At 56.0% G+C, this 22,478-nt stretch carries 18 protein-coding genes and 1 pseudogene; 4 read left to right on the forward strand and 15 right to left on the reverse strand.

Annotated features, from left to right (window positions below; genetic code table 11):
• Positions 1 to 11 precede the first annotated feature (11 nt).
• Together LARV_RS11785 and LARV_RS11790 are read left to right on the forward strand one after the other, a co-directional pair.
• Complete coding sequence (locus LARV_RS11785; protein ID WP_075073818.1) at positions 12 to 1,865, forward strand: 2-oxoacid:acceptor oxidoreductase subunit alpha; 1,854 nt, start codon at positions 12 to 14, stop codon at positions 1,863 to 1,865.
• A complete protein-coding gene (locus LARV_RS11790) occupies positions 1,862 to 2,911 on the forward strand; it encodes a 2-oxoacid:ferredoxin oxidoreductase subunit beta (protein WP_075073819.1) in 1,050 nt (349 codons plus the stop codon). Before LARV_RS11785 ends, LARV_RS11790 begins: the two co-directional genes overlap by 4 nt.
• 42 nt (positions 2,912 to 2,953) lie before the next feature.
• Here the strand turns inward: LARV_RS11790 and LARV_RS11795 are convergent, their stop codons facing one another.
• The 8 genes from LARV_RS11795 to argF all read right to left on the reverse strand — a co-directional run bounded on the left by LARV_RS11795 (position 2,954) and on the right by argF (position 14,412).
• The gene (locus LARV_RS11795; RefSeq protein WP_075073820.1) at positions 2,954 to 3,808 is read right to left on the reverse strand and encodes a sulfurtransferase; all 855 of its coding nucleotides are present in this window, start codon (positions 3,806 to 3,808) and stop codon (positions 2,954 to 2,956) included.
• A 9-nt stretch (positions 3,809 to 3,817) separates the two neighbouring features.
• Positions 3,818 to 5,296, reverse strand: coding sequence for an MFS transporter (locus tag LARV_RS11800; protein WP_075073821.1), 1,479 nt, complete (start codon positions 5,294 to 5,296; stop codon positions 3,818 to 3,820).
• A gap of 15 nt (positions 5,297 to 5,311) precedes the next feature.
• A complete protein-coding gene (locus LARV_RS11805) occupies positions 5,312 to 6,436 on the reverse strand; it encodes a GNAT family N-acetyltransferase (protein WP_075073822.1) in 1,125 nt (374 codons plus the stop codon).
• Positions 6,437 to 6,560: 124 nt separating this feature from the next.
• Complete coding sequence (locus tag LARV_RS11810; protein WP_075073823.1) at positions 6,561 to 9,179, reverse strand: HD domain-containing phosphohydrolase; 2,619 nt, start codon at positions 9,177 to 9,179, stop codon at positions 6,561 to 6,563.
• A gap of 184 nt (positions 9,180 to 9,363) precedes the next feature.
• A complete protein-coding gene (gene pyk, locus LARV_RS11815; protein ID WP_075073824.1) occupies positions 9,364 to 10,818 on the reverse strand; it encodes a pyruvate kinase in 1,455 nt (484 codons plus the stop codon).
• A 54-nt stretch (positions 10,819 to 10,872) separates the two neighbouring features.
• A complete protein-coding gene (locus tag LARV_RS11820; protein ID WP_075073825.1) occupies positions 10,873 to 12,183 on the reverse strand; it encodes an acetyl-CoA hydrolase/transferase family protein in 1,311 nt (436 codons plus the stop codon).
• A gap of 95 nt (positions 12,184 to 12,278) precedes the next feature.
• Entirely contained in the window at positions 12,279 to 13,481 is a 1,203-nt protein-coding gene (gene rocD, locus LARV_RS11825) for an ornithine--oxo-acid transaminase (protein ID WP_075073826.1), read from the reverse strand.
• Between the two features lie 13 nt (positions 13,482 to 13,494).
• A complete protein-coding gene (argF, locus tag LARV_RS11830) occupies positions 13,495 to 14,412 on the reverse strand; it encodes an ornithine carbamoyltransferase (RefSeq protein WP_075073827.1) in 918 nt (305 codons plus the stop codon).
• Positions 14,413 to 14,605: 193 nt separating this feature from the next.
• On the opposite strand from argF, the gene LARV_RS11835 reads away from it, so the two are divergent.
• Positions 14,606 to 15,589, forward strand: coding sequence for a COX15/CtaA family protein (locus tag LARV_RS11835; RefSeq protein ID WP_075073828.1), 984 nt, complete (start codon positions 14,606 to 14,608; stop codon positions 15,587 to 15,589).
• A gap of 114 nt (positions 15,590 to 15,703) precedes the next feature.
• Here the strand turns inward: LARV_RS11835 and LARV_RS20705 are convergent.
• From LARV_RS20705 to LARV_RS11870, 7 genes and pseudogenes are all read right to left on the reverse strand, one after another.
• Positions 15,704 to 16,372, reverse strand: a pseudogene (locus LARV_RS20705) (SDR family oxidoreductase); the annotation flags it as partial.
• The gene (locus tag LARV_RS11845) at positions 16,345 to 16,575 is read right to left on the reverse strand and encodes an FmdB family zinc ribbon protein (RefSeq protein ID WP_075073830.1); all 231 of its coding nucleotides are present in this window, start codon (positions 16,573 to 16,575) and stop codon (positions 16,345 to 16,347) included. The pseudogene LARV_RS20705 and the gene LARV_RS11845, both read right to left, overlap by 28 nt.
• A gap of 38 nt (positions 16,576 to 16,613) precedes the next feature.
• A complete protein-coding gene (locus tag LARV_RS11850) occupies positions 16,614 to 17,258 on the reverse strand; it encodes an RNA methyltransferase (protein ID WP_083522523.1) in 645 nt (214 codons plus the stop codon).
• 10 nt (positions 17,259 to 17,268) lie between these two features.
• Positions 17,269 to 17,919, reverse strand: coding sequence for a TIGR03936 family radical SAM-associated protein (locus tag LARV_RS11855; protein ID WP_075073831.1), 651 nt, complete (start codon positions 17,917 to 17,919; stop codon positions 17,269 to 17,271).
• Entirely contained in the window at positions 17,916 to 19,829 is a 1,914-nt protein-coding gene (locus LARV_RS11860; protein WP_075073832.1) for a TIGR03960 family B12-binding radical SAM protein, read from the reverse strand. Before LARV_RS11860 ends, LARV_RS11855 begins: the two co-directional genes overlap by 4 nt.
• Before the next feature lie 71 nt (positions 19,830 to 19,900).
• Positions 19,901 to 20,692, reverse strand: coding sequence for an SDR family oxidoreductase (locus tag LARV_RS11865; RefSeq protein WP_075073833.1), 792 nt, complete (start codon positions 20,690 to 20,692; stop codon positions 19,901 to 19,903).
• Between the two features lie 12 nt (positions 20,693 to 20,704).
• The gene (locus LARV_RS11870) at positions 20,705 to 20,989 is read right to left on the reverse strand and encodes a DUF503 domain-containing protein (protein WP_075073834.1); all 285 of its coding nucleotides are present in this window, start codon (positions 20,987 to 20,989) and stop codon (positions 20,705 to 20,707) included.
• A 136-nt stretch (positions 20,990 to 21,125) separates the two neighbouring features.
• Between LARV_RS11870 and LARV_RS11875 the strand changes: the two genes are divergently transcribed.
• Complete coding sequence (locus LARV_RS11875; RefSeq protein WP_075073835.1) at positions 21,126 to 22,460, forward strand: bifunctional folylpolyglutamate synthase/dihydrofolate synthase; 1,335 nt, start codon at positions 21,126 to 21,128, stop codon at positions 22,458 to 22,460.
• Positions 22,461 to 22,478 lie beyond the last annotated feature (18 nt).

Raw genomic sequence — 22,478 nt, forward strand, 5'->3', positions numbered from 1 at the left:
GAGGAGCCACAATGTCAGAAGAATCACCTTCCCTTGGGATCGGGGCTGTTTCAAACCGCAAATCGATTGTGAATGACTTTTGCATCACCATCAGCACAATCAACGGTTCGGGCAGCGCCACGGCGAATAACTTGCTTTTACGCGCGTTGTTCCGTATGGGGATCCCTGTCTCTGGCAAGAATATCTTTCCCTCCAACATTCAAGGATTGCCGACCTGGTATTCGATTCGCCTGAGCAAAGATGGCTATCTGGCACGGGTGGAAAAAGACGATGTCGTGATTGCCATGAACCCGGCCTCCTTCACCCGGGAATTGGAATATCTTGTTCCGGGCGGGGTTTTGTTTTACGCCGATGATATCAAAGCGGAAATTACCCGCACAGATATCTTTACCTATGCCATGCCGGTCAAGAAGCTCATCAAGGACGCCGATGTCGCGCCAAACCTGCGTGATTACATTGCCAACATGGTCTACGTCGGCGTGGTCGGGCAAATGCTCGGCATCGAAATGGATGAGCTTTACAACGCGTTGGATTTTCACTTCAAGGGCAAAAAGAAAGCCATCGATTCGAATTTCGTCGTCATCAAGGCGGCCGCGGATTGGGCTGCCGCCAACCTGGAAAAGAAGGACGCCTATCGGGTTGAACGCATGAGCGGGAAGACCGAAAATTGCATCATGGCCGATGGAAATACCTCCGCGGCGCTTGGCGCCCTCTTCGGCGGACTGCAATTCTCTGGCTGGTACCCGATTACACCCGCCACCAGCCTGGCCGAGTCGCTTAACGAGTATTTGCCCACGCTGCGCAAGGATCCCAAAACCGGTAAATATACCTGCATGATCGTGCAGGCTGAAGATGAATTGGCCGCCATTGGCATGGTCATCGGCGCCGGCTGGGCCGGATTACGCTCCATGACCTCCACCTCCGGCCCTGGCCTGAGTCTGATGTCCGAATACCTGGGATTGGCCTATTATGCCGAAGTGCCCTGCGTGGTCTGGGATGTACAGCGCGTCGGTCCCAGCACGGGACTGCCCACCCGCACACAGCAAGGCGACCTGACCCAGGTTTATTTCAACGGACACGGCGATACCCAGTTCGTGATGTTGATCCCGTCTTCCGTGAATGAATGCTTCGAATTTGGCTGGCGCGCGTTGGACATCGCCGAGCGCCTTCAGACCCCAGTCATCGTCATGAGTGACCTGGACCTGGGTATGAACCAATGGATGACCAGGAAGTTCGAATATCCCGATCGACCCATGGATCGCGGCAAAATCCTCTGGGAAGAGGATATCGAAGCGTTGGTAAAAGAAAACAAGCCCTGGGGCCGCTATCTCGACATCGACGGCGACGGAATTCCCTACCGGACTGTGGCTGGCAATAAGAATCCCAGGAGTTCGTATTTCACTCGCGGCACAGGCCACGATGAGTATGGGAAATACAGCGAAGAACCCGAAGTCTGGGAACGGGTGTTGGATCGGATCGCGCTGAAGATCAAGAATTCGCCGCAATACCTCCCCGAACCGGAAATCGATCGCCAGGATGGGAGCGAGATCGGCATCATCGTGATTGGTTCAGCGGAACCGGCCGTCGTCGAAGCGCGCGATCAGATGAAAGCCAAGGGAACCAAATCCGATTACATGCGCATTCGCAGCATCCCGTTCAACGAGGACGTCGAAAAATTCCTGAAAGATCACAAACGGATTTACGTGGTCGAATTGAACCGCGACGGCCAGACTCGCCAGTTGTTGATGATCAATTACCCGCAATATGCCAATAAACTGGTGAAAGTAGCCCATACCGATGGTTTGCCCTTGACTGCGAAGTGGGTGCGCGAAACGATCGAAGCGCACGAGGAGAAGGTGGCATGATGGACACAACTGCTGCTCGTCCGCAAGCAAACATAAACCTGGTCGGGTTGACCCGCGCGGATTACCGCGGCGCCCCCTCGACCTTATGCCAGGGGTGCGGTCATAATGGTATTGCCAGCCAGATCGTCGCGGCCTTGTACGAGATGAATCTGGTTCCGGAAAACGTGGTGAAGTTCAGCGGCATTGGCTGCTCGAGCAAAAGCCCGACTTATTTCCTGAGCCGCTCCTTTGGCTTCAACGGCCTACACGGCCGCATGCCCTCGCTGGCTTTGGGCGCCATGGCCGGCGATGTCAGCCTGAAGGGAATTGGCGTCAGTGGCGACGGTGACAGCGCCAGCATCGGCATGGGACAGTTCAAGCACATCATTCGGCGCAATGTCCCGATGGTGTTTATCATCGAGAACAATGGCGTGTACGGTTTGACGAAGGGCCAGTTCTCGGCCACCGCCGAGAAGGGCCTGTCGCTGAAGAAACAGGGTACGAACCAGTTCCTGCCCGTGGATATCTGCTCGGAAGCGTTGGTCGCGAACGCGACCTTCGTGGCCCGCTCGTTCGCCGGCGATCCACGCCAGTTGAAGGAATTGCTCAAGGCGGCCATCAGCCATAACGGCATCGCCGTGCTGGATGTGATCAGCCCTTGCGTGACATTTGGCAACCAGGATAATTCGATTCATTCCTACGGGTTCGGCAAAGATCACGAAATGCCCTTGCATGAACTTTCCTTTGTTCCGGCCCGGGATGAAATCACAATCGAGGACTACGAGGAAGGCACGCAGCGCGAGGTCACGCTGCATGATGGTTCGACGATCGTGCTGCGGAAACTGGACAAAGATTTTGATCCAACCGACCGCATGCAGGCTGTCACGGTATTGGAAGATGCGCGCCGAAAGAATGAGTTGATTACCGGCCTGATCTACATCAATCCAGAAGAACCCAATTTCTTCGAAGGATTTGGATTGGTGGATGAACCGCTCAACCGGCTGACGGAAGACCGCTTACGCCCCGGCAAAGAGGCGCTCGAAGAGTTGAACGCGATGTTCATGTAAATAAAAATCCGGATCGAGAAACCGATCCGGATTTTTTTATAATCACGCGCCGGTTTCGATCGGTCGCTCAGGGTCGCGAATCCATTCGCTCCACGAACCCGGGTATAACTTTCCGCCGGAGAGACCGGCGATTTCCAACGCCAGCAGGTTGTGACCCGCGGTCACGCCTGAACCGCAATAGGCAATAATATTCTGGGGCCGGATATCTCCGAGCAGTTTTCCGAAATCTTCCCGCAGTTGCGCGGGGGATTTGAAGGTCTGGTCTGGATTGAGATTCTGGGTGTAGGGCCGATTCAGGGCGCCCGGGATATGGCCTGCTACCGGATCGATGGCCTCGATTTCACCCCGGAACCGTTCTCCGGCGCGCGCGTCGATCAGGCGCACTTTCGAATCGCGGTAAAGGTGGATCAAATCTTCGACCGAGACCCAGAAGCGGGGATTCAATTGTCCGGAAAAAGGAATGATTGGGCGGGCAGGCGGCAGGACGGTCTCCAGTGGGCGATGCTCACTCAGCCATTTTGGGTAACCGCCATCCAGGACCGCGACGCGGGAATGTCCGTAAGCGCGCAGCAACCACCATACCCGCACGGCTGCCAGGCTTCCTCCGGCGGAGTCATAGGCCACCACCTGGGTGGCCGGGGTGATCCCCCATTGCGAGACCGTTGATTGCCATCGATCGGGCAGGGGCAAGGGGTGCCGGCCGGAGGCAGGGGTGATCGGGCTGGCCAGATCGCGGTCCAGGTCGGCGAAAATGGCTCCTGGAATGTGCGCCTTTTGATATTCAGCGCCGCCCCATCCGGGGTGAGCCAGATCGAAGCGACTATCGATCACACACCAATCGGGATCCTGAAGGTGGTCGGCCAGGGTTTCAGTCGAAACAATGGTGGCGTATTTCATGGGGTCACCTCAATCAGCGGTTTGATATTCGGGTGAACGGGCCTGGCGCTTTTGCAGCATGCGCCGAATCCGAATTTGACGATCACGCGTCAATGGATAAGAGCGCGCGATCAATACAGCAAAGAGCAGCAAGACCGCAATTACCGGTCCGGTCATGAAACGAATGACATTCACGGTCAGATCGGGCTGCATGAATTGAATGGCGTCCCTGGGAGGTGTTTGGTAGCCGAACCATCCCAACACCTGAAGTGAAAAGAAGGTGGCAATCGCACTGCTCATTTTTCGCAAGAAGTTGATGGCGCCGTAGTACATGCCTTCGCGCCGGGTGTGGGTGCGCAGTTCATCCCAATCGATGACATCCGGGAAGAGCGCTTCAGGCATCACATGCGCGGTCGATACGCTCAAGCCGGCCAGAAACGAAAAGAGGATCATCAAATGGGTTTGATACGGTTGGACTATCAAGATGAGCATTTCGACAAAGATCCAAAAAACCATCCCGATGATATAGGCCGAACGTTTGCTCAGTTTATGGGCCAGCCAGTTCCATAATGGGAGCGCCAGGGTCGCCGTAACCAGCATGATTCCCAGAACGGCCGATTCCATCGAGAGATCGATCCCAAACAAATTCATCCGGGCCAACAGGTTGCCGCGTCCGATCCAGTACAACAGGAAATATGGCAGCATCAGGCCGACGACGTCGAAAGCGACCCAGTTGAGAACGTAGATTCCCGAGGCATACCGAAATGGAGCATTGGTCCACAGTATCTTCAAGGTTTGCTTCAGGGTTTGACTTTCAGGCGCGAGGACGGGAGGCGCTTCGCGTTCCCGAACGACCGCGAAAATAACCAGGAAGGGGAAGATGGCCAGCAGCCCGAAGATGGCGGCGACGATCAGGTAGCCTTGTTGCGAAGAATGCCCGCCTTTGATGGCCGCATCGACGATGGAAGGAGCGGCCACGGCGGTAATGAGCGAAGCGAGCAGGTTGAAGAACATCCGGAAGGTCGTCAGCGAGGTGCGTTCATCGTAGTCGGCGGCGATTTCCGGGGTCAGCGATAAATAGGGCACGGTGACCAGGGTCTGGATCGTGTCGCTGACCATGTACGCCAGGGTTACGTGAAGCGTCAGGAGGAGCTGCGACTTCCACGGCGGAGCCCACCACATCAGGACAAAGGCAAGCGCAAAGGGCACGGCAAACAGGAGCAGGAATGGGCGCCTGCGCCCCCAACGCGTGCGGACGTTATCGCTCAGGGCGCCCACCAGGGGATCGTTGATGGCATCCCAGATGATCGCAACCAACATGGCAATGGACGCCAGGCGAGGATCGATGCCGACGACATCCGTCAGAAAAATCGCATAGAAGATTTGACGGAGTGTGTTGAAACTGGCCTTTCCCCAGTCGCCGGTTCCGTAAATGAGTTTTTTCCAGCGCGGAAGATGGCCTGCCAGTTCACGGGATTTGGGTGCGAGCGCGGGTAAATTGAGTTTCATTGTATCTCCGATGGGTCAGGCTTCGATCGGTTTTCGGAAGGTACGGTGAACCTTATTCCAGGTCACACCCATCGTGTCCATGTCGGATTTACTGCGGTAATTGCGCTCATCCACCTGGATGATCTCCGCTTTTTCGGCTCCACGCTCGAGAAGAGTCTTTTCGATTTCGACATACAGCAGGGCGTTGTTTCCCAGCCCCTGGTATTTTTGGAGCAGCCCAACGCCGTTGACATCGATGACTTTGGTGCGTTTCTTCTCGCGCAGGATATCGATCCAGCCCAGGGGATAAATCGAACCCCGGGTTTTCTGCAGCGCCTTACAAATATTGGGGTAGGCGATGATAAAGCCGGCAATTGCGTCCCCTTTCATCACCGCTTTGAGCAAATGCGGATCGGCGATGGCGATGATATCCTTCACGATCATCTGGAATTCGACATGCGTGGACGGAAAGTAAGCCGGATTATCTTTGAAAGCATCATGGTGTACCGATTCGATGGCCGGGATCATGCTCTCGATTTCTCTGGCGCTGCTGAATGTCTTGATCCAGAAATTGCCGCGCTGTTTGACCCTTTCTGCAATTTCATGGACGCTGTCGGGCAGGCGCTGCTCACCGGCGAGGATTCCGGACAGGTAATCATTCTCTTTCGAAAAGCCGGCCGAGGTGATCAGACGTTCGTAATAGGGCAGGTTGTATGTGATGCCCATGGCCGGCATGAGATCGAACCCATCCACCAGTTGACCCGAGCAATTCGAACGCAGAAAACCGCGCGGCCCATAGATCGAATCACAACCCTGATTGCGCGCCCAATCTTCAGCAGCGTGGAACAGACGATCGGCTACTTCTGGATCGTCTATGGATTCGAAATAATAGAAGAAAGCCGTGTTTTCCTTGTGATAATCACAATAAGGACGGTGATGCAGAACCGCCAGACGGCCAATCACCTGGCCTTCGCTTTCAGCGATCAGAAATTGCGCATCGGAATGTTGGTAAAATGGGTGTTTCGCGCGTTCGAAAAGCAGCGCCATTTCGGGCAAGATCGGCGGAACCCACTGCGGCGTTTGATAATAAAGTGAAAATGGAAACATAACAAAGCGGCGACGGTCGCGACAGATATCTGTATCGATGGGTCGGATGAGCATATGAAATTAATGGATCCTTCCTCGATGAAGGTGGGGGAAAACGATAAGTCGGTCAGGAAAAACCCGGCAACCGACCTTCATTATATCGTGAATTTATCGGCCCAAGTAATCGCAGAAAGGCCACCTATTGGAGGCAGATCGTCCTGTTTTGCTCTTCGAGCAATCGTAAAAATACATCCACGACCTTGGGGTCGAAGTGTTTACCGGATTGGTCCTGGATATATTGAATGACCTCGGCTTCAGGCCAGCCGCTGCGGTAATGCCGGTTGGAACGCAGCCCATCCCACACGTCCACCACGGCGAATAAACGCGCCGAGAGGGGAATTTCTTCACCTTTCAGGCCGCGCGGATAGCCGGTCCCATCCCACTTCTCATGGTGGTAGTAGGGGATATCCAGGGAATCCTGCAAATAGGGGATGTGGGCGAGGATACGCTGCGCGTACATCGGATGGCGGCGCATGACTTCCCATTCCTCGTCATTCAATGGGCCGGGTTTGAAGAGGATGGAATCAGGGATACCGATCTTACCGATATCGTGCAGCAGGGTGCCGTACCGGAAATGCAACAGTTCGGGTCCGGTGATGCCGTAACTCTCGGCCAATTTCATCGTCATATCCATAACCCGTTGGGTATGGCCCTCGGTCTCGTAATCACGCAGTTCCAACGCTTTGGACCAACCCTCCAGGGTCGTTTCGTAGGCGTTATACAACTCGTCCCTGGATTTGCGTAAATCGGTGAGGAGCTGGGCGTTGTGGATGGCGACGCCGGCCTGGTCGGCAAAGGCCTGTAAACGGTCGGCGTGGGTCTGGTTATAAAAATTGGGAATATCGACTTCGAGGTTGAGGAAGCCGATGACGTCGCCATGAACGCGGATTGGGGAACCCGCGTAACTCCGGACCCAGCGGATCTCCGGCGAGGCGGTTCGAAAATTGGAATGCAGGGTGTCCGGGATGACCAACGGGCGGCCTGAATCGTACATTCGTTTAAGATTCAGAAATTCATCCAGGGCGAAGTTCTGTTTATGAGGGCGATCCTGGCTGGTGTGGCGCTGATAACCAAAGCTGGCAACCACGCGCGCCTGCAGTTTTGGTGTTTCGTCCAACAACATGATGGTGGCGGCCTGGAAGGGAACGACCTTGCTGGCGTTGCTGAAGATGTGATCGATGACCTCATCGACTTCGAGGGTGTTGTTCAACGCCGAAACCGAATCGCGCAGCGCCTCGGCCAGGATGCGCTGTTCCAGTTCGGCCTGTTCGGTTCGCTTGCGCTCGGTGATGTCGCGGACGATCGATTGAATGGCGACTCCATCCATATAGGGCAGAGCGGAGGTGGATGCTTCCAACTCGATTTCATGCCCGTCTTTCGCTTTGGCTGAGAATTCATATCGCAGGCTGTTGGCCTGCCCATTGGTCACCTGCTTTTGAATATCCCGGACCAGCGGGCGAGATGCCGGACTGACGAATTGGATGAAACCAAGGGAGGTGATTTCTTTGTCGTCGCGGCCCAGGCCAAACATCTCGTTGAATTTCTGGTTGGTGATCACGAAGTGGCCGCGGTGTTCCACGTAAATGGCATCGCTGGATTGTTCGATCAGCATGCGGTATTTCTGTTCGCTTTCCTGAACTGCAGCCTGCCGGGTCTGTAGAGACGTGTACATCCTTTCGAAGTTGGCGGCCAGGTCGCGAATTTCGGTATAGGGGGCGGTCTTCGAAATGAGTGCCGGCAATTGGCTGCTGCCCTCTTCCGTGAGCTGACGCGTGGATTGGCTCAGTTCTACCAAAGGGGTGATGATACGCTGGATTCCCTTTTGATTCAGATTGTATACCAGCGTCGCCCAGAGGGCCAGAATGACCGTCAAAGCGCCCAGGACGATCCACAGGTAGGAGGTAAAGGCGGAACTCAACGGGAACTCGGCTGAGACCATCCATTTGGCATTTTTCAAAGGAGTCTGGGTCTCGATGGCCAGATTATCGGTATTTACAATCTGGCGCGAAGCCGGCCAGAGGCCGGGTTCTTTCCAGGCGCGAAAATAGGAAAGAGAAGCCCGTTGCGCTGCCTGCTCTGACAGCGAATCGGTAACGATGGTGCCTTCGCCGTCCGAGATGAAGAACAACTGCCCGTCGCGGGCTGTCGATTGCAAGGTGAGGATGGATTGTTGCAGGCCGGATAGGTTGAGTTCGCCGATAATCGTGTTGCCGTCGGCCAGGGACTTCGAGAGAAATACCGTCAGGAGGCCGGTCTGTGCAGAAACAAACGGCTGAGAGATTTGCACGTCCCGGGAGAATGAGGTCCCCTGGCCAATCCCCTGCTCGAGTAATTCGGTTGTGGCTTGAACTCCCGTATTCGAAGCGCTTTTCAGGATGGTTCCCTGTCGGTCGACCAGGTAAACCGTATCGAAAAAGGATTGCGTGGACAGATATTCGGAAAGAGATTCGTCCCGGGTCTTGTCGATGATGACCGCCCAGGCGTTCAACGATTGGCCGGCATTTTGCAGAAAATCATCCGTCCGGGCTGCGATGGTCTGGGCTACCTGGATCTGTTCGTGTTCGATCCGGCTGGCATAAAGATATCCACACAGGCCGATCAGGGCGATGACCAGGAGCAGCGCCGGAATAAACAGTCGCAGTGTGAACAGGCGCGTCATGGCCTGCAGGAGCGAACCCGGCTTCCCGCCTGCTTCAAACAGTTGGCTGGATGGCCTGATCGAGGCGTCGGAATTGGATTTTTGTCTATGCCATTTCATGCCGGAGTGAATTGCAAGATCAATGCCACGCGGGCAGGTTTTCGAATCGATATCCCACCCCTAAATTATTCGAGTCTATTAAGAATTTGGGGGTAAGAAGTAACAAGAAGTGAAGATCGAATAAAAAATATCCCAACCCGACTTTTCAAAGGATTGGGATGTATTCATGTTCGGAAGATATCGGTCAATCTCCCAGGGTGTGGAGGAGTGCCAGGTTGGGCGATATTCTGGTCCCCAGTGGATATCCGGTGATGATGACCACCTGTTGCCCGGGTTGGAGGTTGGTGGAGGAAACCAGTACTTCCTCCACGCGAGCCAACATGCTGTCCACGGTCGGTGTGAAAGGCACCAGGAAGGCCATCACTCCCCAGTAAAGGCCCATCCGGTTGTAACTGCGTTCCTGCGGCGTCAGCGCGTAAATGGGGACGTCCGGTCGGGACTTGGAAATCATCAGGGCGGTGCGACCCGATTCGGTAAAGACAGTGATGCTGGCCACGTTGGCGTCGTGAGCCAGGGCTCGCGCAGCGCTGGTCATCGATGTCGTATCGTCCTGGGTGTCCAATTCCTCCGGGAAACCTGAAGGATGCCCCCAGGCTGAAAAACTCTTTTCAGCTTCGCAGATGATCGAATGCATCATCGCGACGCTTTCCACCGGATAACTGCCGCTGGCGGTTTCACCTGACAACATGACCGCGTCGGTGCCGTCCAGAACGGCGTTGGCCACATCCGAGGCCTCGGCGCGGGTTGGCCGGGGGCTGTGAATCATCGAATCGAGCATCTGGGTGGCGGTGATGACGATCTTGGCGTGGCGGTTGGCCAGGTCGATGAGCTTCTTCTGGATGATCGGCACAGACTGGGGCGACATTTCAACGCCGAGGTCGCCGCGTGCCACCATCACGCCGTCGGCGGCGTGAATGATCTCGTGCATATTATCGATGGCTTCCGGCAGTTCCATTTTGGCGATGATCGGCGTGTCTGTGCGCGATGGAGCCATGCTCTTGATGGCGGCGCGAACGGTCTCGACATCAGCCGCGGAGCGCACGAAAGAAATGGCAACCGCATCGATGGCCTGTGAAAGCCCAAATTCGAGGTCTTCGCGGTCCTTTTCGGTGAAACCCGGGATTCCGAGGTTGGCGCCGGGCAGGTTCACGCCCTTATGACTCTTCAGCAATCCACCCAGGATAACGCGCGAATACACGGCGTCGCCTTCGACCCGGATGACTTCGAACTCAAGCTGACCATCATCCAGCAGGATGTGGTTGCCGGGTTTGACGCTGCGCGCCAGGTTGGGTACGTGCAGGGGAATCAAAATTCCTTCTGCCTGAGGGGCGGTCGGTTTGCCGTTCTCATCGACGGGAGTCAGGATGACTTCCTGGCCCTGTTTGAGCGGGATTCCTTCCTCCGGCAGGTCGCCGACCCTTAATTTGGGACCCTGCAAATCCTGCAGGATGGTGACCGGTTTATGCAGTTCTTCCGAGAGCCGGCGGATGTTGGCGATTCGGGCAGCGTGCTCATCGTGCGTGCCGTGCGAAAAATTCAACCGCGCCACGTCAACGCCGGCAAGGATTAATTTGCGCAGCGTCTCCGTATCTTCGCAGCTTGGGCCGATCGTCGCGACGATCTTGGCGTAACGTGTCATGGGGACACCTTCCAAAAGGTGAGAAGTATCAGGTACATCAACCTTATTCTACCCTCAAATATAATGCAGGGCGGCAGCCTGTTTCTTCAAATCTTCGCGGAAGTTGGGGTGGGCAATCGAAATCAAAGCCTGCGTACGTTCACGAACCGTGCGCCCATAGAGGTCCACCATGCCATATTCGGTGACCACGTGGTGGACGTGGTTGCGCGAGGTGATCACTCCGGCGCCCGGTTTCAGGGTAGGCACGATGCGGCTGAGGATGGTCCCATCGCGTAATGTGCAGGTGGACGGCAGCGCGATGATCGGCAGGCCGCCGCGAGACATCGACGCGCCGTAGATGAAATCCATCTGACCGCCGACGCCGCTGAAAAACTTTGTCCCAATGCTGTCAGAGCAAATCTGGCCGGTCAGGTCGACTTCGATGGCTGAATTGATGGCCACCATGCGGTCGTTCTGGGCAATGGTGAAGGGATTATTTACGTACTCGGTGCAGTGAAGCTCAATGACCGGGTTATCATTCGCCCAATCCCACAGGCGCTGCGATCCGAGCATGAAGCCGGCCACGATCTTATCCTTGTGAATGGATTTACGCGCGCCGGTGACGATACCGGCCTGGACCATTTCGATGATGCTGTCGGAAAACAGCTCGGAATGGATCCCCAGGTCCTTCTTATCCTTCAACATCTTCAGGACCGAGCTTGGAAGGCCTCCGATGCCAAGCTGCAGGGTCGCGCCGTCCGGAATCCGCTCAGCAATCAGGCTTGCGATCTTCTGGGTGATGCCACCGTCGTCGGCCGCTTCCTGCGGCAGTTCGCTCAACGGTTCATCCGCGGGAACGATGTAATCCAGGTCCCGCACGTGAATCAGGGTATCGCCCAGAATACGTGGCATGCGCTGGTTGACCTGGGCGATGATGATTTTGGCCGATTCGGCCACGGTTTTGGTTAGCCCGGTTTCGATGCCATAGGAGCAAAAGCCGTTTCGATCGGGGGGCGAGATGTGAATAATGGCGACGTCCAGCGGGCGCACGTTATTCTTGAACAACAGTGGAAATTCAGAGAGCAGGACCGGTGTGAAGTCTGCAAAACCTTCCTGGATGGCTTTGCGAACGTTGGAGCTGATGAACATCGAATTGACCCGCAGGTGCCCTTCCATTTCGGGCGCGACGTATTCTGAACCCGCCACGGTCAGGCACTGACAAATTTCCACGCCCTCCAACTCGGGGGCGTAATCGACCAGTGCTTTCAACAGGCGATGCGGAACAGAACAATTGCCGGTCAAATAGACGCGATTGCCAGACTTAATGGCGTGAATGGCTTCATCTGCAGTGACAACTTTGGAATCGTAGATGTCTTTCCAGTTCATCGGTGGTGTCCCTCTACAAAAAAGTATATAGGCGGTTAACGAAAAAGCCTGCAGTTTTTGTTTGACCAAAAACTGCAGACTTTTCGAAAGGCCGGTTAGGGCATCATCAAGACTTCGCGGATGGTGGGCAATGCCCAGTCAATGGTATCCTTATCGATGATCAGGGGCGGCGCAAAACGGATCACGCGTTCGTGAGTTTCCTTGGCAAGAATGCCCTTCTGCTGCAGTGCTTCGCAGAAACGGCGCGCGCCGCCGGCTTCGGGTTTGAGGACAACGCCAATCAGCAGGCCTTTCCCACGGATCTTCTGAACGTGGGGGCTGGGGATCTCTTCAAGCTGTTCCATGAAGTATTCGCCCATTTTGGCGGCGTTTTCCGTCAGCTTCTCATCGCGAATCACTTTCAGGGCCGCGCGAGCAACCGCCGCTGCCAGTGGGCTGCCGCCGAAGGTGGAGCCATGCTCGCCGGGGTTGAACAGGCCGAGCAGGTCGCTCGAAGCCAGGACCGCCGAGACGGGGTAGAAGCCGCCCGAGAGCGCCTTGCCGATGACCATGATGTCTGGGTGAATTCCCTCATAATCACAGGCAAACAGTTTGCCGGTGCGACCGAGACCGGTCTGGATTTCATCGGCGATGAACAGCACGTTGTTCTTCTTGCAGGCTTCGGCGACCCTGCGCAAATAGCCATCCGGCGGAACCACAACGCCGGCTTCGCCCTGAATGGGTTCCAGCATGACAGCGGCGGTGTTGGGGGTGATGGCTTTTTCGACGGCATCTGCATCGCCGTAGGGAACGACCTTGAAGCCCGGGGTGAAGGGGCCAAAGTCATCGCGGTAAGCCGGTTCTGTGGAGAAAGAAATAATGCTTACCGTGCGGCCGTGGAAATTGCCGGAGCCCACGATGATCTCGGCCTGATGACGGGGAATTCCCTTGACCTCATAAGCCCATTTGCGGGCCAGTTTCAAAGCGGTTTCGACAGCCTCGGCGCCGCTGTTCATGGGCAGCGACATCTCGAAGCCGGTCATTTCGGACAGTTCTTTGTAAAACAGGGGTAATTGATCATTGCGGAAGGCGCGCGAGGTCAGCGTAACCTTCTTAGCTTGTTCCAGCATGGCTGCCAGAATGGCCGGGTGAACATGGCCCTGGTTGATGGCTGAATAGGCGCTCAGGCAATCCAGATATTTCTTCCCATCGACATCGTAAACCCAGACACCTTCACCGCGCTCTATAACAACATCCAGCGGATGATAATTGTGGGCGCCGTACTTATCTTCGATTTCGATGTAGTCGCGGGTATTCATAAATCCTCGATTCCTATGCGAGTAGTTTGACGAGAACAGCTTTTTGAGCGTGCATGCGGTTGTGCGCCTGCGGGAAGAGGCGGGAGTGCGGGCCATCGGCGACTTCGTCGGTGATTTCCTGTCCACGGTGCGCGGGCAGACAGTGCAGGACGATGGCTTTTGGATCCGCTTCGGCGACCAGGGCGGCATTCACCTGATAGGGTGGGAAGACAAGCTCGCGTTTCTTGGCTTCGGCTTCCTGACCCATGCTGGTCCAGGTATCGGTGTAGATGACATGGGCGCCCTTGACGGCGGCGTGCGGATCGCGAAGGAAGGTGAGTTTGGAGCCGCTGACGGCAGCAAACTTGCGGGCATCTTCGATTGCCTTGGGGGTGATGTCGTAATCTTCCGGGTTGGCGATGGTGAAGTTTGCCCCCAGTTTGGCGCAAATATGCATCAACGAGACGGCCACATTGTTGCCATCCCCGATATAGGTGACGTTGAGACCCTTCATTGAGCCGAAGTCTTCGATGATCGTAAGCGCATCCGCCATGGCCTGGCAGGGGTGATTGTAGTCGCTCAGCCCGTTAATGACCGGAACGCTGGACCACTGTGCAAGCTGAAGGACGTGGTCGTGGGCAAACACGCGGGCCATCAGGCCATCCACATAACCCGAGAGGACGCGGGCGACATCGGCGATCGATTCGCGCTGGCCCAGGCCGATCTCAGCCGGGGATAAATAGAGCGCGTCGCCGCCTAACTGGCGCATGCCCATGTCGAAACTGACGCGGGTGCGCAAACTGGGTTTTTGGAAAATCATGCCCAGGACTTTGCCCTTTAAAAGGGGTTTATTGCCGCCAGATTTCAATTCTTTCTTGAGAGCGACCGCCAGGTCAAGCATCTCCTGAAGTTCAACGGGCGAATAATCGGACACCGCAAGAAAGTCTTTCATTCTTTGATCACTCCTCTTTTCGAATTAACAATGGTTAGCAACCCGAGTAGTATAACATATAGGATTTTAATGGCTAGGGAATTTTATATGTACTCCCAGCGCGTATTGTAACCTTTACAATTATGACACAACCGCCGAAATTGACGGCCGCGAACGGATCATGTAGAATTTGGGTAACTGATAGGAGAATAGCATGCCGCCAAAATCCGCTCGGTTTGCCGTCTATTCCTGGTCCGTTTTGGCCTATAACCTGGCAGTGATCCTGTGGGGCGCCTTCGTCCGCGCCACCGGTTCGGGCGCCGGCTGCGGCTCGCATTGGCCGTCCTGCAACGGCCAGGTGATCCCTCGCGCGGCTCAACTGGAGACGATCATAGAATTCGTCCACCGGTTGAGTTCCGGCTTGACGCTAATCCTGGTTCTTTTCCTGTTTATCTGGGCCTGGCGGGTATACGGCCGGGGATCGCTGGTGCGTAAGTCGAGTGCGGCCGCCTTCGGTTTTGTGCTCCTGGAAGCCGCGCTCGGCGCCGGCCTGGTGTTGTTCGGTTGGACGGCCGGGGACGATTCGGTTGGCCGGGCGGTCATGATCATGGTCCATCTGGTCAACACCTTCCTTCTGCTGGCCAATCTCTCGCTGACGGCATTATGGGCCTCCGGCAGAGTCCCTTCAGGCTTGAAATTCCAGGGCAGACCGGCCGGGTTGTTGCTCGCCAGCCTGTTGGGCGTCCTGATCCTGGGATCCAGCGGAGCCATCACCGCGCTGGGCGATACGCTTTTCCCGGCGACATCGATCGCGGAAGGGTTTCGAGCAGATTTTTCCGGAACCGCTCATTTTCTGTTGCGCCTGCGCGTCTTTCATCCGTTCATTGCAGTTCTGGTTGGGACGATGTTGTATTTTGCCACAACGCCGTTTATCCATGAAAATACGGAACCGGCCGCCCAAAGGGCGGCCTGGCTGGCGATCGGTTTGTTTATCCTGCAGCTCGGTCTGGGCGGCCTGAATGTGGTTTTATTGGCGCCGGTATGGCTGCAGTTGGTGCACCTGCTGGTATCAAACCTGATCTGGATCGTCCTGGTCGCACTCACAGGCTTTGTCGTTGGCCGCACCGACCTTGCGACGAGCGTCGTTGACCATCCAATCCATGAAGGGATACCATCGAAGGCCCAGCAGGTTCACTAAAAAGAATGTCAGGCGGTTGATCAATCCGGGTAGGATGATATACCGGCCCGCATCGACGCCCTGCAGGACTTTCCTGGCGACCTGTTCGGGGCTCATCAAACCAGCGGTTTTCGTGACTTCCTTGGTGATGGGCGGTTTGATGGGTTCTTCGTAAGCAAACTGGGGGGTATCGGTATCGGGTGGGAACACGAGCGAGACGCTGATGCCGCAGTTTTTGATTTCGCTGCGCAGCGCATCGGTAAAACCGCGCACGGCAAATTTCGAGGCGCAGTAGGCCGTGTAGCCGTAAACGCCAACAAAACCCGCGCTTGAGGATATGTTTACGATATGTCCGCTGCCGCGCTGGATCATTGCCGGCAGAAGGGCCCGGATGATGTAGACCGTACCGAAATAATTGATGTCCATCATCCACTTGAAGCGCGCCATGTCCAGATTCAGAAACTCGCCGGGATGAACGACGCCCGCCGAGTTCACCACATAATCCGGCACGCCGGCCCTGGAAAGCAATTCTTTTGCCACGGCCGATATCTGATCTTGATCGGCAACGTCCAATTGAAGGATCCCGATCTGTTGGGCGGGATCCTTGCGGACGGCTTCGATTTCTTTCTGAGCATCCAGAAGCTGTTCCATATGCCGGGCAGCGATCCAGACATTCGCGCCGCGCTGGGTGAATTGTTTGGCCAGTGAAAGCCCGATTCCACTGGATCCGCCGGTGATAAAAGCCAGTTGATGGTCGAGAGATTTAGTCATAGGCTCTAATGGTAGTGACCGCAACTTCCGCATGAACCGCCGCCGCAACTTCCGCAGCCGCCGTCTTCATGTGTGACCGAGCGACCTTCGCTGGACGCATAGAACACGGAGATCACCCGTTGCGTGTTCGAGCCGTGGCATTTTTTACAGGTCATCGGCGCGTCAGAATCTTTCATCGCGCGCAGCGCGTCGAATTTGTTGCCGCAATCCTTGCAGATATATTCATAGATTGGCATTGATAACTCCAAAGCCGGAAATAACAACACCGAAAATCTTACCACATTGTGTGCACCTGGGGAGTATAACGCAGCGTGTAAACCGCGATCCCAAACGCAATGGCAACATTGAGCGAGCGTTTGTAACCCTGCATCGGTATCCAGACCCGGGCGTCGCACAATGCGAGAATTCCCGGGTCGATGCCGGAAACCTCGTTCCCGACCACCAGGCATAGAGGGCCGTCTGGAAGGGTCACAGCCGCCTGAAAGATGGAAGTCGAGTTGGGGCCGATTTCGAGCGCCCATAACTTCTTTCCCTGGGCCTTGATCTGTTGAGCGGCCAAAAGGCCATTGGCGTGCCAGGTCCAGGGAACGGAAAATTCGGCTCCCAGGGCGGTCTTCCCCACGCGAGGATTTTCGGGTGTGGGGGATGTGCCGCACAGGTGGAGATGGGTCAGGCCGGCCCCATCGCTGGTGCGGAACATGGCGCCAACATTATAGGTGCTGCGGATATTGTCCAGCAGCGCTTCCAGGGGATGGCTGGCTGTGATTTCGTCGCGCGGGTTGACGGTTGCGAGATCCGAGGTGTCCGGGACCAGGCGAAGCAGCGATCCGCAGCGCGGGCAAGCCGCCATACCCGGCGGAGCTGGAAAGCGAAATCCGCAATCCGGATTGCTGCATTCGAAAAATAGCGTACTCGGCATCCGGTTCTCCTCAGGCGGCCGCTGCGAGCGGGTCCTTAAGGTTCAATTGGGTGCGTTCGATGCTGGCTGCAAAGGGATCCAGACCCAGAGCCAGCAGGACTTCTTCGGGCCGACCGGTGGCGCCTTCGCGCACGGTCAGGCGCAGATGGATCTGGAGGAATGGAGCAGGGCCTTCTTCGCTGCGCATAGCCATGATCATGGGGCGTAAATCATACGTTTTTCCACGACGCTCGCGGAGCAGTGTGGGAGCCGCCAGCAGGTCGGCAATTTTCTGATCCAACCCGGCCTTGTCAGCAACCTGATGCAGGGTGATCACGTAGTCGGCGGTGTCGACCAGGGTTTGCAGCCTGGGAGCGTGCAAATCGATCGGCTCGAGGTCGTTGATCGACACGCCGGCCGGAGCAGCCGCCTGGACGGCGGCGCGAATTTCTTCCAGCGGCATCTCATCGTTCAGCCAGACATCCAGGAGCTCGACATTGGAAAGGAAACCCAACGGCAGCGGGCAGGCCTGGTTGATGCGCGGCTGCGGGTGAAAGCCCTGGCTGTAGGCCAGGGGTAATCCGGCGCGACGGAAAGTCCGTTCCCAGACCTTCTGCATATCCAGATTGCCCGTGTAACGCAGCGCGCCGGTCTTCGTATGCGAAATTCGAATTCGAATCATACTGACCTCTCATCCGCCGGCAGCGATGCCCTGGCGCGGGAAACATCGGGGCATTTCCAGTATTCGCCCGGGTTGGAACGGCGCAAATCGTTGAAGGTAGGCAGAATTCCACAGGCATAACACTGCTGGCGGCAGTCGCCGCGCAGGACGCCCTGTTGTGAATTGCGATATTCCTCCAACAGGTAACTTTTCTTGACGGCCGGGTTGATGTGATCCCAGGGAAAAATTTCGTCGACGAAGCGCGCGCGGTGGACGTAAAATTCCGGCGACAGGCCAACCACGGCGAAGGCCTCCTGCCAGGCAGCGTGATTGACCTGATCCTGCCAGGCGTCGAATTTGGTGCCGCGTTGCCAGGCGCCCAGGATGACCTCGCCCAAGCGCCGGTCGCCGCGGGATAAGAAGGCTTCGAGCATGGTATCGCGCGGATCGCTCCAGTTGAGTTTGATATTGGGGCCGCGCAGTTCGTGCTTCAGCAGGGCCTGTTTGGCGGCAATTTGTTCGACCGAGTCGGCCGGCACCCATTGGAAAGGCGTGTGCGGTTTGGGAATGAAGGTGCTCACCCCGGCGTGCACCTGGGCGCGTCCGCCAATCGTCTTGCGCCCTTCAGCCAGAACGGCTTTGCACAGATCGGCAATGGCCTGCACATCCTCGAGCGTTTCGTCCGGATGGCCGATCATGAAATACAGTTTGATCGTCGGCCAGCCGCGGCTGTAGATCGCCCGGACGGTATCCAGAAGCTGCTGGGTGGAAATGGGCTTGTTGATGATGTTGCGCATGCGTTCGGTGGCCGCCTCGGGGGCGATTGTAAAACCACCCTGGCGCGAGCCTTTCAACTTTTCCATCAAATCCACCGAGAAGGATTCGATGCGCAGCGAGGGCAAGGAGATGACCAGATTTCGCCCGGCGAAGCGGGTCGTCACCGCATCGATCAGTTCGGTGATGTGCGAATAATCGGATGAGGAGAGCGAGAGCAGGGCGATTTCTTCAAAACCGGTTGAATCGAGCGCTTTCTGCAGCGTCTCGACAATTTCTTCGATCGAGCGTTCGCGAACCGGGCGGTTGATCATGCCGGCATGGCAGAAACGGCAGCCGCGCGTGCAGCCGCGCATGATCTCGACCGATATCCGATTGTGCACGACCTCAATGTTGGGAACCAGAAACCGCGCCGGCGCCGGCGGCAGCTTGGCCAGGATGCGTTTGGTAATTTTTTCGGGAGCGGCCGGATGTAAACGCTCTATGCCCTCGATGGTGCCGTCAGCCTGATAATGCGGGCGGTAGAGAGAAGGAACGTAGACGCCCGGAATCCCGGCCAGGGAGAGTAGTAATTCAGAACGCTCCCGATTAGCGCGTTTCCAGGCCTGGTACGCGTTCACCACATCCTCGAAGACCTCTTCACCTTCGCCGATGACAAAGGCATCGATGAAATCCGCCATCGGTTCCGGGTTATAGCAGGCGTGCCCACCGGCGATGACCAACGGATGCCGACGGGTGCGGTCCTGACTCTTCAGCGGGATCCCTGCCAGGTCGAGCAGGTTCAGGGTGTTGGTATAGAGGGTCTCGTACGGCAGTGTAACGGCCAAAATATCGAATTCAGCCACCGGACGTTGATTCTCGATCGAGAACAACGGAATCTGGTCCCGGCGCATAAACGCTTCCATATCCACCCAGGGGCAATAAACGCGCTCCGCGAGTACATCCGGGCGGGCATTCAACTGCTGGTAGAAAATGGCCAGCCCGAGGTTGGGCAGCCCGATGTCATAGATATCCGGGAATGCCAGCGCAACGCGGGTTTCGATCGCGTTCCAATCTTTTCTTACCTGGTTGTATTCGCCGCCAACGTAACGCCCCGGCTTTTGAACGAGCGGAAGAACCCGCTCCAACCGGAGATTGATCTCTTCTGGTGTCAGCAATCGTTGCTCCTTACCGTTATCAAAATCGGATTGATTTTACCTTTAATTTCTTGGCCCAACAGGTGGATTTCTTAGAATGTGCCTTTGTACATGCCGCCATCCACGCTCAGCATGACACCCGTCAGATAAGAGGCCGCCGGCGAGAGCAGGAATACCGCACAGTTGGCGAACTCTTCCGGCGTTGCCATGCGGCCGAGAGGACTTTCTTTACTCTGTTTGCGCGTTTCTTCCTCTATGGATAATCCGCTGGATTGGGCGCGGTGTTTCATCAGGTTGATGACGCGATCGGTTTCCGTCCAACCGGGCAGGATGGAATTGAAACGGATGCCCTGGTTGCCCAGTTCCAACGCGAGTGATTTGGTGAGACCGATGGTTGCCAGACGCACGCTGTTGGAGAGGACCAGGTTCTGGACGGGCTGTTTGACAGACATTGACGTGACCGTGAGAACGCTGGCGACACTCGAGTTGCGTAAATACGGCAGGGCCGCGCGGATCAGGCGCACCTGGCTGAGAAAGCACAAATTGACGGCATTCTGCCAATCCTCGTCGCTGAAGTTTTCGAATGAACCGGCCGGCGGTCCACCAGCGTTGGCCACCAACAAGTCCAGGCCGCCGAAGGTTTGGGCCACCTTTTCGATGAGAACATCCGCAGCGCCGGGTTCAGACACATCGAAGGCAAAGGGTTTGACCTCGTTACCGGTTTCGGATTCGATGGCCTGGGCGGCCCTTTGAAGTTTCTCGGGATTACGGCTATTCAAAGCAACCCGCACGCCTTCCCGGGAAAGGCCGCGCGCTACGGCGAAGCCCAATCCCTGGCTTGCGCCAGTAACCAGTGCTATTCTTCCCCGCAAATTCAGTTCCATTGTTCATTCTCCTTAGATGCTTTCAATTCGATGTTGTTGAATCAGCAAGTTCGGAAAATTGGTTTCGACATACGAAACCACCTGTTGCAAGACTCTCTGATTATGCTGAGAATCATTCGAGATTACCACACAGCCAAGGACTGCCGACTGCCAACGGTCGAGATGGTCGATTTCCGCGGCCGAGATGTTGAATTCGCGGTGCAGGCGAGCCAGCAACGGTTTCACCTGGCTGCGTTTCTGCTTCAAGGAAGCGCAGCCGGGAAGCTCGATCAGCAGGGTGAGTAAACCGATGGCCATGGGAATCTTCGCTAGCGTAAATGTACATGAAACCGGCGGTCCCGTCAACCGCGCTTCCGCGTGGAGTAGACTGCCCTCTTGCAGAAAGCTAGGCCGTTTAGTACAATCTTTCTCTATCAAAATAACAGGAAAAACCATGACCGAAACAGATGCGGCTTATCAGCAAGCCCTGGATTATCTCTATAGCTTTGTCGATTATAGCCTGACGCGGAATCTACGTAATTTACCCGAAAAATTCAATCTCGACCGTATGCGCGCTTTGATGCAGCGGTTGGGTAATCCCTACCAGAAGTATCCGGTCATCCATGTAGCCGGTACGAAGGGCAAAGGTTCGACGGCTGCCATGATTGCTAATGCGCTGCAGGCTGCCGGTTACCGCGTCGGGTTTTATTCCTCGCCGCATCTGATCGAGTTTACCGAGCGGATTCAGGTCAACCGCCAGGAAATTTCAAAGGACGCTGTGGTTGACATAGCCGCGCAAATGAAACCGTACGTGGCTGAAATTCCTCAGTTGACCACCTTCGAACTGACCACTGCCATGGGCTTCATCTACTTTGCGCAGCAAAAGGTGGACATCGCCGTCGTCGAAGTCGGTCTGGGTGGCCGGTTGGACGCGACCAACATAGTCACTCCCCTGGTTTCGGTGATCACGTCCATTTCCTACGATCATATGGCGGTGTTGGGGAATACGCTGGCCGCCATCGCGGGCGAAAAAGGTGGGATCATCAAACCCGGACGGCCGGTCGTCATCGCGCTGCAAAGCGAAGAAGCCCGGCAGGTCTTTTTCGACCTGTCAATTCAGCGAAATGCGCCGCTGGTGGAAGTAGGCAAAGATGTGACTTTTACTGCCGGGAATCATTCTCTGGATGGACAATCGCTTCGGGTTACAGCGAGCGATCGACCCGATCATCCGCTGGAGCTGAACATTCCACTCCTTGGGCAGCACCAGGTGGAAAATGCAGCGACCGCTTATGCCGCGCTGCTTGTGGCGCGCAAAGAGGGTTTGAATATCCCGGATGATGCCATTCAGCGCGGTTTCGCGTCTGTAAAATGGATGGGACGTTTTGAAATCCTGCAGAAAGAACCCCCGGTGGTTCTGGATTCCGCTCACAATCAGGATTCGGCCCGGCGGCTTGTGGAAACGTTGAAGACTTATTTTCCCGGGCGGCGGATGGTGATGGTTTTCGGGGCTTCGGAAGATAAGGATATCAGCGGCATGTTTACTGAGCTGATGCCGGTCATGGATACCCTGATTGCCACACAATCTGTACACCCAAGGGCGCTGGATGCTGGTAAACTGGTAGAGATGGCGAAACCTTATGGCAAAGCTGCTTACGCCATCCTTCCTTTGGAAGAAGCTGTTCGAATTGCGCTTGAAAAAGCAGGCTCGGATGGACTGGTGCTGGTAACCGGCAGTTTGTTTGTCGTCGCAGCCGCCAGACTGACCTGGCAATCCATCACATCAAAGTAGGATTGTTTTTTGGACAAT

Source organism: Longilinea arvoryzae, from assembly GCF_001050235.1.
Lineage (GTDB): Bacteria > Chloroflexota > Anaerolineae > Anaerolineales > Anaerolineaceae > Longilinea > Longilinea arvoryzae.

Coding starts and splice junctions, on each gene's coding strand:
- LARV_RS11785 (WP_075073818.1), top strand. CDS start 12: ATGTCAGAAGAATCACCTTCCCTTGGGATCGGGGCTGTTTCAAACCGC.
- LARV_RS11790 (WP_075073819.1), top strand. CDS start 1,862: ATGATGGACACAACTGCTGCTCGTCCGCAAGCAAACATAAACCTGGTC.
- LARV_RS11795 (WP_075073820.1), bottom strand. CDS start 3,808: ATGAAATACGCCACCATTGTTTCGACTGAAACCCTGGCCGACCACCTT.
- LARV_RS11800 (WP_075073821.1), bottom strand. CDS start 5,296: ATGAAACTCAATTTACCCGCGCTCGCACCCAAATCCCGTGAACTGGCA.
- LARV_RS11805 (WP_075073822.1), bottom strand. CDS start 6,436: ATGCTCATCCGACCCATCGATACAGATATCTGTCGCGACCGTCGCCGC.
- LARV_RS11810 (WP_075073823.1), bottom strand. CDS start 9,179: ATGAAATGGCATAGACAAAAATCCAATTCCGACGCCTCGATCAGGCCA.
- pyk (WP_075073824.1), bottom strand. CDS start 10,818: ATGACACGTTACGCCAAGATCGTCGCGACGATCGGCCCAAGCTGCGAA.
- LARV_RS11820 (WP_075073825.1), bottom strand. CDS start 12,183: ATGAACTGGAAAGACATCTACGATTCCAAAGTTGTCACTGCAGATGAA.
- rocD (WP_075073826.1), bottom strand. CDS start 13,481: ATGAATACCCGCGACTACATCGAAATCGAAGATAAGTACGGCGCCCAC.
- argF (WP_075073827.1), bottom strand. CDS start 14,412: ATGAAAGACTTTCTTGCGGTGTCCGATTATTCGCCCGTTGAACTTCAG.
- LARV_RS11835 (WP_075073828.1), top strand. CDS start 14,606: ATGCCGCCAAAATCCGCTCGGTTTGCCGTCTATTCCTGGTCCGTTTTG.
- LARV_RS11845 (WP_075073830.1), bottom strand. CDS start 16,575: ATGCCAATCTATGAATATATCTGCAAGGATTGCGGCAACAAATTCGAC.
- LARV_RS11850 (WP_083522523.1), bottom strand. CDS start 17,258: ATGCCGAGTACGCTATTTTTCGAATGCAGCAATCCGGATTGCGGATTT.
- LARV_RS11855 (WP_075073831.1), bottom strand. CDS start 17,919: ATGATTCGAATTCGAATTTCGCATACGAAGACCGGCGCGCTGCGTTAC.
- LARV_RS11865 (WP_075073833.1), bottom strand. CDS start 20,692: ATGGAACTGAATTTGCGGGGAAGAATAGCACTGGTTACTGGCGCAAGC.
- LARV_RS11870 (WP_075073834.1), bottom strand. CDS start 20,989: ATGGCCATCGGTTTACTCACCCTGCTGATCGAGCTTCCCGGCTGCGCT.
- LARV_RS11875 (WP_075073835.1), top strand. CDS start 21,126: ATGACCGAAACAGATGCGGCTTATCAGCAAGCCCTGGATTATCTCTAT.